Below are 12333 nucleotides of genomic sequence, written 5' to 3'. Positions count from 1 at the left end.
TCTCCCCGTAAGGACGGGGCGAGGGAGCGAGAGAGCGGTGCCCGCCTCACTTCACCACCCTCGCCGCCTCCAACAGCCGCTCGCTGGCGCTGGCCGTCGCCAGCAGCGTGCCGTCCTCGGCCATCAGCTTCGCCTCGACAAACGCAATCGTCTTGCCGAGTTGCGTCACCCTCGCCTCGCCGATGATCGGGCCGGGCTTTGCGGGTGCCAAGAAATTCACGGTCATGCTGATCGTGGTGGTGTAGAGCCGGCCCTCGCTCATCACGAGCACGGCCGGGCCCATCGTATCGTCGAGCATGGCCGAGAGCATGCCGCCCTGGATGAAACCCGCGGGGTTGCAGAACTCCGGCTTGCCTTCGAAACCGAGCTTGATCCAGCCCTCCTGCGGGCGGGCATCGAGCAGACGCCATCCCAGCAGCTCGGCACAGGGTGGCCTTCGGAAATTGTCGAGCGCGGTCTTGACCATGCGGCACCTCCGTTGCCCGCTGGTAGCGCAAGGCTGCTGACAGCCTGTTGTCAGCAGGATCGATCCTAGAAGCCCAATCCATGCGCGATGACTTTGCGCATGACGTTGGGCAGCGCTTCGCCGGCCAGGGTTGCGATCGGCACCCAGCGCATGCCCTCGGGCGCGCGGGTGCGGGCGTCCACCTTCGCGGTGTAGACCACCAGCTCCAGCGGAAAATGCGTGAAGACGTGGGTGACGACACCCACCTTGCGCTGCCAGCGCGACAGCCCCTTCAGCTCCGGCGCCTGCTGCTTCGCCGCCGCATCCTCCTGTCCGGCGAGCCAGTCCGAGCCCGGCACTTCAGTCATGCCGCCGAGCAGGCCCTTGTCGGGCCTCGACCGGACGAGCAAGTCGCCGCCGCGTGTGACCACGAACGCTGCGCCACGCCGCAGTGCCCCACTCTTCTTCGGCGCCTTGCGCGGAAAACTCTCCTGCGTGCCCTGCGCGCGCGCCGTGCAATCCTCGTTCAGCGGACACAGCGAGCAGGCCGGCTTCTTCGGCGTGCAGATCGAGGCGCCCAGATCCATCAGCGCCTGGGCACTGTCGCCGGCGCGGGTGTCGGCAAGCAGCGTCGCCGCCAGTTGCTGGATCCGCGGCTTGGCCTGCGGCAGCTCCTCCTCGACCGCGAACAGGCGCGACACCACCCGCTCGATATTGCCGTCGACCGGCATGGTGCGGCGGCCGAAGGCGATCGCGACGATCGCCGATGCCGTGTAGGGCCCGATCCCCGGCAGCGCGCGCAAGCCCTCCTCCGTATCGGGAAACACGCCGTCATGCTCGCGCGTCACCGCGACCGCGCAGGCATGGAGGTTTCGCGCGCGCGAGTAATAGCCGAGACCCGCCCACATCCGCAGCACGTCGTCCAGGGAAGCCCGCCCCAGCGCCGCGACATCAGGCCAGCGCGCGACGAATTTCTCGAAATAGGGGCCGACCGCCTTCACCGTGGTCTGCTGGAGCATGATCTCCGACAGCCAGACGCGATAGGGGTCCGATGTCTCACCGGGAGCCGCGCGCCAGGGCAGGCGGCGACGGTGACGGTCGTACCAAGACAGCAGGAGCGTTGGGCGCGATGATGGTGTCGACGGCGCGGGTTCCGGCCTGGCCTTGCGGGCAGATCTGGGGCTCATGTCCACACTCTAACGAGGTCACGGCAATCTCTCCACGTCATGCCCGCGCTCGTCGCGGGCATCCACGTCTTTCTTCGCGCGGGATCGTGGATGGCCGGGACAAAGCCCGGCCATGACGGCGCGACGGGTATGTGGCTCCCTTTCGGAAGTGCTATAAGGTCCCATGTCCAAATTCCCTCCCAAGCCCGGTCCCATCAGCGCCAAGCCGCTCGGCATCCTCGTCGACGACGTCTTCGCCGAGGCCTATGCCAAGCAGGGCTTTGCCGCGCGCGAGCTGGTGACGCGGTGGGCGCAGATCGCGGGGCCGGAGATCGCGGCCCATGCCGAGCCGCTCAAGATGCAATGGCCGCGCCCGGTGGAGGGCCAGCCGCAGGAGCCGGCGACCCTGGTGCTGCGGGTCGAGGGACCGATGGCGCTGGAGATCCAGCACTCCGCCGATGTCATCCTGGAGCGGGTCAACCGCTTCTTCGGCTGGAACGCGGTCGGCAAGCTTGCCTTCCGCCAGGCCCCTCTGTCGCGCGCCCAGCGCCGGGTGCGGCCCGGCCCGCCGGACCCCAAGAGCGTCGCCAAGGTGGCGGAGAGCCTGGGTGGCATTGAGGATGACGAGCTCAAGTCGGCGCTGGCCCGGCTCGGGGCCGCCATCAAGCGAAATTGAGCCTCATTCCGCGGCCAAACTGGACCCGTCCGTGCGGCCCGCCATTGCCTCAATCGACGTTTCAAGCTAGCGACAGGCCGTCCGGGCGGGAACCTCGGACGAACCTTGCCAATCCCGGGAGCCGACCTTGATCATCACCCGCCGCGCCTTCACCACGATGCTGTCGCTGACCGGGCTTGCCGCGCTCACCGGGCTCCCGCCGCTGCGGTTCGTCTCCGAGGCCATGATCCCTGAAGCCATGGCGCAATCGGCCGCCGACGTCGCCAAGCCCGTGTCCCTGCCCGACATGGCGCTCGGGCCGAACGATGCCGCCGTCACCATCACCGAATACGCCTCGATGACCTGCCCGCACTGCGCCGCCTTCAACGAGCAGGTGTTCCCGAAGATCAAGAAGGAATACATCGACACCGGCAAGGTGCGTTACATCTTCCGCGAGTTCCCGCTCGACATCAAGGCGGCCGCCGGATCGATGCTGTCGCGCTGCATCGCCAATGGCGATGCGCCGAAATACTTCGCCGTCACCGACATGCTGTTCCGCCAGCAGAACGACTGGGTGCTGAAGAACACCACGGAGACCTTGACGCGGATCGGCAAGCAGGCCGGCCTCACCCAGCAGCAGGTCGAGGCCTGCCTGAAGGACCAGGCGCTGCTCGACAAGATCGCTGCCGACCAGAAATATGCCAGCGACGTGCTGAAGGTCGATTCGACGCCGACCTTCTTCATCAACGGCGAGAAGATCAAGGGCGAGGCCTCGTTCGAGGAATTCGCCAAGAAGATCGATCCGCTGCTCAAGAGCTGATTCGCACGCGACAATCCCGATTCGCGCATCTCAAGCCGCATTCTTCCCGGCACAAATCCCTTGGGAAAAGCGGCTTTCGCTGGTTGCCCTCGCGGCGCACCGCGGCCATTGTCCAGCCGCATGAGCCGCCTCGCGCGACTCACCCAGACAGCGACATTGCCTTCCATGGTATTGTCCCGGCAGGGAGATTCGCGCCTGCCAACAGAGATGCGTGTTTATGAAAATCACCCGCCTGCGCCTTCACGGCTTCAAGTCCTTCGTTGAGCCCACGGACTTCGTCATCGAGCCCGGCCTGACCGGCGTGGTCGGTCCCAACGGTTGCGGCAAGTCGAATCTCGTCGAAGCACTGCGCTGGGCGATGGGCGAGACCTCGTACAAATCGCTGCGCGCCGCCGACATGGACGCGGTGATCTTCGCCGGCTCCGGCAACCGTCCTGCGCGCAACCACGCCGAAGTGACGATGACGATCGACAATGCCGATCGCACCGCGCCGGCGGCGATGAACGACAGCCAGCTTCTGGAAGTCTCCCGACGCATCGAGCGCGAGGCCGGCTCGGTCTATCGCATCAACGGCCGCGACGTGCGCGCCCGCGACGTACAGATCCTGTTCGCGGACGCCGCCACCGGCGCGCGCTCGCCGGCTCTCGTCCACCAGGGCAAGATCGGCGAGATCATCCAGGCCAAGCCGGAGCAGCGCCGCCGCGTGCTGGAAGACGCCGCCGGCGTCGCCGGCCTGCACGCCCGCCGTCACGAGGCCGAACTGCGGCTCAAGGCGGCCGAAACCAACCTCACCCGCGTCGAGGACGTGATCGGCCAGCTCGCAGGACAAATGGAAGGCCTGAAGAAGCAGGCCCGCCAGGCGGTGCGCTATCGCGAGGTCGCAGCCAAGGTCCGCAAGGCCGAAGCCACGCTGTACCATCTGCGCTGGATCGGCGCGCATGCCGACGTCAATGAGTCCGGACAGACCCACGATCTCGCGGTACGCGAGATGGCCGAGCGCACCCAGCACCAGGCCGAAGCCGCCCGCATCCAGGCCATCCGCGCCGCCGAAATGCCGGCTCTACGCGATGCCGAGGCACGCGCAGCAGCCGGACTCCAGCGCCTGACCAATGCCCGCGAGCAGCTCGACCGCGAGGAAGAGCGCGCCAAGGAGCGCGTCGCCGAGCTCGAGCGGCGCCTCGCGCAGTTCGAAGGCGACATCTCCCGCGCCCAGCAGCAGACCATGGACGCCGATGTGGCCCTGCAGCGGCTCGACGCAGAAGACGCCGAGCTGAAGGAAGAGATCAAGTCGCGCGTCGAGAAGCGCTCCGGCGTCGACGAACGCGTCGCCGAAGCCGAGGCGGTGCTGACCGAAACCGAGCAGAGGTTCGCCGAGCTCACCACCGCGCTCGCCGACCTCACCGCCAAGCGCAACCAGCTCGAGGCCAACGTCCGCACGCACCGCGACAAGCTCGCCCGGCTCGACCAGGAAATCGCGAATGTGGCGGCCGAGGAGCAGAAGCTTGCGCAGGAGACCGGCGGCTTCGGCGATCTCGACGAGCTGACCGCGCTGGTCGAGACCGCGGAGCAGACGCTGGCCGCGTCCGAAGCTGCGGCGCAGGCGAGCGAGGCTGCGCACGTGGCCGCGCGCCAGACGCTGGAATCCTCCCGCTCGCCGCTGGTCGAGGCCGACAAGCGCGTGCAGCGGCTCGAGACCGAGGCGCGCACGATCTCCAAGATCGTCAATGGCGAGACCAAGAATCTGTGGCCGCCGATCATCGATGGCATCAACGTCGACAAGGGCTTTGAAAAGGCGATCGGCGCCGCGCTCGGCGACGATCTCGATGCGCCGATCGACCCGTCGGCGCCGATGCGCTGGACCAATGTCGGACACACCGAAGGCGATCCAGCGCTGCCCGAGGGCGTCGTGCCGCTCGCCAATCACGTGCAGGCGCCGGCCGAGCTGGCGCGACGTCTGGCGCAGATCGGCGTGGTGCCGCGCGAGCGCGGCGCGGAGCTGGTCTCGCAGCTCAAGACCGGCCAGCGGCTGGTCTCGCCCGAGGGCGACGTCTGGCGCTGGGACGGCTTTGTCGCCGCGGCTCACGCACCGACCGGTGCCGCCCGCCGCCTTGCCGAGCGCGCCCGCCTCGTCGATATCGAGAACGAGCTGGAGCAGGCCCGCATCGACGCGCAGATCAAGCGCCAGGCGCTGGAGAACGCCGAGTCCGAGCTGCAGATGGCAGCCAGCACCGAAGGCGCCTCGCGCGAAGCCTGGCGCGCCGCGCAGCGCGAGCTCAACGTCGCGCGCGAGCGCCATGCCACCGCCGAGCGCGAGATCAGCCGCCACGCCGCACGCAAGGCCACGCTGTCGGAAGCGCACAGCCGTCTCGCCGCCGACCGCGCCGAAGCCGAGGCCGCCTACGAATACGCCGAAGCCGGCATCAGCGAGCTGCCGTCGAGCGAAGACACCGAAACGCGTCTCGCTGCCGTCCGCAGCGACATCGAGGGCCATCGCCGCATGGCCGCCCAGGTCCGCGCCGAGGCGCAGGCGCTGGCACGCGAAGCCGAGCTCGCCGACCGTCGCGTGCAGGCGATCCTCGCCGAACGCACCGAGTGGCAGAACCGCAAGGAGAGCGCGGCCTCCCACATCGACACCATCCAGGCCCGCATCGCCGAGCTCACGATCGAGCGCAGCGAGCTCGAAAACGCGCCGGCCGTGTTCGCGGAGAAGCGCAGCGCACTGATCACCGAGATCGAGTACGCCGAGAACGACCGCCGCATGGCTGCCGACGCGCTCGCTACCGCGGAAAGCGCGATGGCGGAGACCGATCGCGTCGCCAAGCTGACGCTTGAGGCACTGTCAAGCTCCCGCGAGGCCACCGCCCGCGCCGAGGAGCGCATGGAAGGCGCGCGGCGCCGGCTGGAGGATATCGAGCGCGAGATCCGCGACATGCTCGAGGTCGAGCCGCAGGCCGTCGCCGGCCTTGCCGAGATCGAGCCGGGCGCCGAGCTGCCGCCGCTGCACGACATCGAGGAAGACCTCGAGAAGATGCGGCGCGACCGCGAGCGCCTCGGCGCCGTGAATCTGCGCGCCGAGGAAGAGCTGCGCGAGGTCGAGACCCAGCACACCGGCCTCGTCACCGAGCGGGACGACCTCGTCGAAGCCATCAAGCGGCTGCGCCAGGGCATCCAGAGCCTCAACAAGGAGGCCCGCGAGCGGCTCCTGACCTCGTTCGAGGTCGTCAACAACCACTTCAAGCGCCTGTTCGTCGAGCTGTTCGGCGGCGGCGAGGCCGCGCTGCATCTGATCGAGAGCGACGACCCGCTGGAGGCCGGCCTCGAAATCATCGCCAAACCGCCGGGCAAGAAGCCGCAGACGCTGTCGCTGCTCTCGGGCGGCGAGCAGGCGCTGACCGCAATGGCGCTGATCTTCGCGGTGTTCCTCACCAACCCGTCGCCGATCTGCGTGCTGGACGAAGTCGACGCGCCGCTCGACGACCACAACGTCGAACGGTACTGCAACCTGCTGCACGAGATGACCAGCTCGACCGACACGCGCTTCATCATCATCACGCACAACCCGATCACCATGGCGCGGATGAACCGCCTGTTCGGCGTCACCATGGCCGAGCGCGGCGTCTCGCAGCTGGTGTCGGTGAGCCTCGCCGAGGCCGTGGACATTCTCGACCAGAACGTGGCGTGAGTCCGCAGTCGCGCCACACCCATTGCGTCATCATCCGCGAAGGCGGATGATCCAGTACGCCGCGGCTTCTCGGTTGACGGCACTGTCTCGGAGTACTGGATGCCCCGCCTTCGCGGGGCATGACTGCGGATGATGATAGCCCCCACCCTTCCCGCCGAATTGAAAGCCGCCCTCGACGGCAAGCTCCCGGGCTTCTCGCGCAGCGACGCGGCCCAGCGCTCCCAGAAGATCTCGACCGTCTATCGCGCCGGCGGCGGCTCCGGCACGATCAAGTCGGAGGCCGATGCGCTCGCTTATGCGCTGGCGCGCATGCCCGCGACCTACGCGGCGGTGGCGGCCAGCCTCAATGCGCTGACCGAGATCGCGCCTGATCTCGCCCCGGAAACGCTGCTCGACGTCGGCGCAGGCCCGGGCACCGCGAGCTGGGCGGCCGCCGAAGCCTTTCCGTCGCTGCAAGACTTTACCCTGCTCGACGCCAACGCCACGCTGAGCCGACTCGCGCTCGAACTCGCACGCAACAGCTCGCGCCTCGCGGAGTGCCGTTATCTGCCGGGCGATGCCGGCGGCAATCTCGCTGAAGTCTCGCCAGCCGATCTCGTCATTGCAAGCTACGTCATCGGGGAGCTCAACGAGGCCGATCAGCGCAAGCTCACAGATGCGATGTGGGCGAAGGCGCGCCACGCGCTGGTCGTGATCGAGCCCGGCACGCCCGCCGGCTACGCCCGCATCCTCGCACTGCGCCAGCAGCTGATCGCGGCAGGCGCCTACGTCGCCGCGCCCTGCCCGCACGAAAGGTCGTGCCCGCTCATCGCGCCCGACTGGTGCCATTTCAGCCAGCGCCTGCCGCGCTCGCAGGCGCACCGCCAGATCAAGGGTGCCGAGGTGCCGTTCGAGGACGAGCGCTTCATCTACGTCGCTTTGACCCGCACACCGCCCGCAACGCGCACGGCGCGCGTGCTGGCCCCGCCGGATGTCGGCAAGGCCGAGATCACGGCAAAGCTCTGCAACCAGGGCGGCGTCGAGCTCGCGAAGGTGCCCCGCCGCGACAAGCCAGCCTATGCAAGCGCCCGTCGCTGGCGCTGGGGCGATTCCCTCATTGCCGATAGTTAACCCCGTTCGGGGCTTTTGCCTTGAACTCGGATGGTTCCTCATCCGACCAAGCCTTACCTCCCCCTGCACCGGGCTCTTATCCTGCGCCAATCTGGTCTACCCTAGCGCCCGCCTTCTTCCCTCTTCAGGAGTTCTCCATGTCGACCGGCTGGATCGTTCTCGGCGTCATCGTCGTCCTCGTGCTGTTCGCCTTCAGCGCCTATAACCGCTTGGTGGCGCTGAGCCAGCGTGTCGGCCAGGCCTTTGCCGATATCGACGTGCAGCTCAAGCAGCGTCACGACCTGGTCCCGAACCTGGTCGAGACCGTGAAGGGCTATGCGTCGCACGAGCGCGGCACGCTCGACGACGTAATCAAGGCCCGCAATTCGGCGATGTCGGCACAGGGGTCGGCGCAGGTGTCCGCGGCCGAGAACCAGCTGTCCGGCGCGCTCGGCCGGCTGATCGCGTTGTCGGAGGCCTATCCGGATCTCAAGGCCAACGCCAATTTCCAGCAGCTCGCATCCGAGCTCTCCGACCTCGAGAACAAGATCGCGGCCAGCCGCCGTTTCTTCAACAACGCGGTCCAGGAATACAACACCGGCATCCAGCAGCTGCCCGCCGCCCTGTTCGCCGGCATGTTCGGCTTCACCAAGAAGGACTTCTTCGATCTCGGCGCCAGCCGCACCGAGGTCGAGGCCGTGCCGCAGGTGAAGTTCTGATTGCCGGCATGTTCATTGCTCTTCTCCGTCATTCCGGGGCGTCGCATTGCGACGAACCATGGCGCGTAGTTGCGCACCAGGGAATCTCGAGGTTCCGGGTTCACGCCTTCGGCGTGCCCCGGAACGACGGACTTTGACGAAGACCCGCCATGGCCGCGTATGGTCTCTACACGCACATCGCCTCGAACAAGTTTCGTTCGATGCTGCTGCTCGCCGGCCTGTTCGCGCTGGTCTACGTGCTGGTCTATGCCGGGGCGCTGGTGGCCGAGGTCGTCATCAACGGCAACGGCACGGTCGCCTACTATCTGAGCCGCGCCTTCACCGACCTGCTCAAGGCCGCACCGTTCGCGACGATCGCGGCGGCGCTCTGGATCGTGATCGCCTATTTCTTCCACCAGTCGATGATCGATGCCGTGACCGGCGGCCACGGCGTCACCCGGCAGGAGGAGCCGCGGCTCTACAATCTGCTTGAAAACCTCTGCATCTCGCGCGGCATCACCATGCCGAAGCTGAAGATCATGGAGAGCCCGGCCCTGAACGCGTTCGCGACCGGCCTCAATCCGCGGCAATATTCCATCACCGTCACCACCGGTCTGCTCGCCGCGCTGAACGACAAGGAGATCGAGGCGGTGCTGGGCCACGAGCTGACCCACATCAAGAACGGCGACGTGCAGCTCATGGTCGTCGCCGTCATCATTGCCGGCGTGGTCGGATTCTTCGGCGAGTTGTTCTTCCGCCTGTTCACGAACTTCAACTGGAGCTCCGGGGGCTCGGGATCCTCCTCCCGGTCGTCCTCGTCATCGAGCGACAGCAAGAGCTCCGGCGGCGGCGCGGTGATCGTGATCATCATCGCCATCGTGCTGATCGTGGTGGCCTGGCTGCTGTCCCAGGTGGTGAAGCTCGCACTATCGCGGTCGCGCGAATTTCTCGCCGACGCGGGCTCCGTCGAGCTGACGAAAGATCCTGACGCGATGATCTCGGCGTTGCGCAAGATCGAGGGTCGCGGCGAGCTGCCCGGCGCGACCTCGGCGGTGATGGAGCTCTGCGTCGACAATCCACGCGAGGGCTTTGCCGATTTGTTCGCGACCCATCCCTCGGTGCAGTCCCGGGTCGATGCGCTGGTCAAGTTCGCCGGCGGCCACGACCCCGGTCCGCTGCCAGACCCCGCCGAAGAGACGGATCAACCCGCAACGGAACAACCGGAGGCACAGGCCAACTCGCAGGATGCGCAGCCGCCGCGCGGGCCGTGGAACGACGCAGGCAACCCGGCTGGACCGCCGCCCGTGCCGGCCCCAGGCCCCTCAGGAGCTCCGGCGGACAATGCGATGGGACCTTGGGGCCGCCATTGAGCGCGTGATTTACCGCTACACGCGGCGGTTTTCCCGGTGATCCGGAAAAACCACTGGAATTGCCGCAACTGCGGCCCAAGGAATTGAATTCTCCCTTGTTTCTGCCATGTTCGCGCCCAACAGCAGACTTGGGACCATCTTTGGGACATCGATTTGGGGCCCGGCCGATTGCGACCTCGCGATCGGGGGCGCGCGTTAGGGGACAGCAATGGCAAAGCCGGCAGTGGTTGTGGTGGGCGCGGACAAGGGCGGGGTCGGCAAGACCACGGTGTCGCGGACCTTGCTCGATTATTTCTCAGCCAACAACGTGCCGACCCGCGCGTTCGACACGGAGTCCCCGCGCGGAACCCTGAAGCGCTTCCACCCTGATATCACCGAGATCGTCGACATGACGACGACGGCGGACCAGATGAAGATCTTCGACACGCTCAACGCCGTCAGCCCTTCGGTCACCGTGATCGACGTCCGCGCCGGCCTGCTCTCGCCGGCGCTGGCCTCGCTGCGCGACATCGGCTTTCTCGACGCCGCCAAGGCCGGCCAGATCACCTTCGCCGTGTTCCACATCCTCGGGCCCTCGATCGCCTCGCTGGAGGAGATCGCGGAGACCGCAGGCTTCATGGGCGGCGCGAAATATTTCCTGGTCAAGAACTTCATTAACGACACCCAGTTCTTCCAGTGGGACCAGGCGACCTACAATTCCTACTTCCACCGCATCAAGGACGCGACCGAGCTGACCATCCCAAAGCTCAACGAAATGGCCTATGAGCAGGTCGAGGTCTCCTCCGTCCCGTTCCTGAAATTCGTCGCCAACAAGGGCATCAACGACGAGGCCGCCAACTACTCCTTCGTGCTGCGCGGCTATGTCCGGCACTGGCTGGCCAATGTCTGGAGCGAATTCGACCGCATCCGCCTGACCGACATCGTCGGTTCGAAGCCGGTGACCCGCAACAGCGAAAAATAGTTGCGCAGCCCGGGCGGATACGGCTGGATTGGGTGGTGAGTTGGCCTGATATAGCTGTCGATGCCCGCGACACCCGTCTACATCATCTGTTCGCCCCGCCCGCAGGTCGGCAAGACCCTGCTGGCGCGGCTCCTCAGCGAATTCCTGCTGCTCAAGAACGGCAACGTGGCGGCCTTCGACGTCAACCTGAAGGAGCCGTCGCTGCTCGACTATCTGCCGAAGGTCACGGAAACCGCGGACGTGATCGACACCTATGGCAAGATGCAGCTGATGGACCGCGTCATCCTCGATGACGGTGTTGCCAAGGTCATCGACCTCGGCTTCCACGCGTTCGACGAGTTTTTCAAGATGACCGACGAGATCGGCCTCCTGAAGGAGGCGGCGCGCCGCCATGTCGCACCGCAGATCCTGTTCGTCGCCGACACCGACCGTGCCTCGGCCCGCGCCCATGAGATGCTGCGCGGGCAGATCCCGCGCATGAACCTGGTCACGGTGGACAACGAATATGTCGTCCGCGGCGAGCTGCCGCCTGCGATGGCCACCGGCCGGCTGTTCCGCCTGCCCGCGCTGCCGGGTTTCCTGAAAACCTATATCGACCGGCTGAATTTCTCCTTCACCGGCTATCTGCGCCGGGAGAAGGACTCTTCCACCGAACTACACCAATGGACCCGGCGGAACTACATCGCCTTCCGGGAACTCGAACTCAGCCTGATCCTGCAACGGTCGTAGAGTCTTTAGCCGTGAACTCGGCGCCGACCTCTCCCTACGGGAGAGGTGAACCGAGGCCGCGGCCGGCAGCAATCCAAACAAATAAGCCTGGGCGACGTTCAACGCCCGCTCAATGCCCCTCGAACGTCATCAGCGTGCGCACCGGCACGTCCATGGCGCGCAGCTTGGCGGCGCCGCCGAGCTCGGGCAGGTCGATGATGAAGCAGGCGGCGACGACGTTGGCCCCAATTTGACGGAGCAGCTTCACCGCGCCCTCGGCGGTGCCGCCGGTGGCGATGAGGTCGTCGACCAGGATGACGCGTTCACCAGGCTGGATCGCGTCGACATGCATCTCCATCTCGTCGATGCCGTATTCGAGCGAGTAGGCGATGCGCACGGTGGTGTGCGGCAGCTTGCCCTTCTTGCGGATCGGCACGAAGCCGGCCGAAAGCTGGTGCGCCACCGCGCCGCCGATGATGAAGCCGCGCGCCTCCATGCCGGCGACCTTGTCGATCTTGTTGCCGGCCCAGGGATTGACGAGCTCGTCCACCGCGCGGCGGAACGCGCGCGCGTCCGCGAGCAGGGTCGTGATGTCGCGGAACATGATCCCCGGCTTGGGATAGTCGGGAATGGTGCGGACGCACGCCTTGATGTCGTGGTCAAAAGTCATTCGTTTCTCATCTCAGTTTGTCATTCCGGGGCGATGCGTCGGCATCGAACCCGGAATCTCGAGATTCCG

11 protein-coding genes are annotated in these 12333 nt (G+C 66.6%); 8 read left to right on the top strand and 3 right to left on the bottom strand.

The window, feature by feature from the left end; genetic code table 11:
- Positions 1-46: 46 nt before the first annotated feature.
- Together EDE08_RS00750 and mutY are read right to left on the bottom strand one after the other, a co-directional pair.
- Positions 47-466 (bottom strand): PaaI family thioesterase, encoded by a 420-nt coding sequence (locus EDE08_RS00750; RefSeq protein WP_131866261.1) that lies wholly within the window; start codon positions 464-466, stop codon positions 47-49.
- Positions 467-531: 65 nt separating this feature from the next.
- Positions 532-1632, bottom strand: coding sequence for an A/G-specific adenine glycosylase (gene mutY / locus EDE08_RS00745; protein WP_131866259.1), 1101 nt, complete (start codon positions 1630-1632; stop codon positions 532-534).
- A gap of 163 nt (positions 1633-1795) precedes the next feature.
- Here mutY and EDE08_RS00740 point away from each other — a divergent pair, with 163 nt between their 5' ends.
- From EDE08_RS00740 to EDE08_RS00705, 8 genes are all read left to right on the top strand, one after another.
- Complete coding sequence (locus EDE08_RS00740; protein WP_131866257.1) at positions 1796-2287, top strand: DUF721 domain-containing protein; 492 nt, start codon at positions 1796-1798, stop codon at positions 2285-2287.
- A 127-nt stretch (positions 2288-2414) separates the two neighbouring features.
- Positions 2415-3086, top strand: coding sequence for a DsbA family protein (locus tag EDE08_RS00735; RefSeq protein WP_131866255.1), 672 nt, complete (start codon positions 2415-2417; stop codon positions 3084-3086).
- A gap of 217 nt (positions 3087-3303) precedes the next feature.
- Complete coding sequence (gene smc / locus EDE08_RS00730; RefSeq protein ID WP_131866253.1) at positions 3304-6768, top strand: chromosome segregation protein SMC; 3465 nt, start codon at positions 3304-3306, stop codon at positions 6766-6768.
- A 129-nt stretch (positions 6769-6897) separates the two neighbouring features.
- A complete protein-coding gene (locus tag EDE08_RS00725; RefSeq protein ID WP_131866251.1) occupies positions 6898-7878 on the top strand; it encodes a small ribosomal subunit Rsm22 family protein in 981 nt (326 codons plus the stop codon).
- 137 nt (positions 7879-8015) lie between these two features.
- Complete coding sequence (locus EDE08_RS00720) at positions 8016-8576, top strand: LemA family protein (protein WP_131866249.1); 561 nt, start codon at positions 8016-8018, stop codon at positions 8574-8576.
- Between the two features lie 149 nt (positions 8577-8725).
- Positions 8726-9925, top strand: coding sequence for a M48 family metallopeptidase (locus EDE08_RS00715; protein WP_131866247.1), 1200 nt, complete (start codon positions 8726-8728; stop codon positions 9923-9925).
- A 208-nt stretch (positions 9926-10133) separates the two neighbouring features.
- Positions 10134-10886, top strand: a complete 753-nt coding sequence (locus EDE08_RS00710) for a P-loop NTPase family protein (RefSeq protein ID WP_131866245.1) — start codon at positions 10134-10136, stop codon at positions 10884-10886.
- Positions 10887-10946: 60 nt separating this feature from the next.
- Complete coding sequence (locus tag EDE08_RS00705) at positions 10947-11615, top strand: hypothetical protein (protein WP_131866243.1); 669 nt, start codon at positions 10947-10949, stop codon at positions 11613-11615.
- A 109-nt stretch (positions 11616-11724) separates the two neighbouring features.
- Here EDE08_RS00705 and EDE08_RS00700 read toward each other — a convergent pair whose 3' ends face one another.
- Positions 11725-12264, bottom strand: a complete 540-nt coding sequence (locus EDE08_RS00700; protein ID WP_131866241.1) for an adenine phosphoribosyltransferase — start codon at positions 12262-12264, stop codon at positions 11725-11727.
- Positions 12265-12333: the final 69 nt, after the last annotated feature.

Source organism: Bradyrhizobium sp. R2.2-H, assembly GCF_004346455.1.
Lineage (GTDB): Bacteria > Pseudomonadota > Alphaproteobacteria > Rhizobiales > Xanthobacteraceae > Bradyrhizobium > Bradyrhizobium diversitatis.
This window is presented reverse-complemented; position numbering and strand designations above follow the sequence as displayed.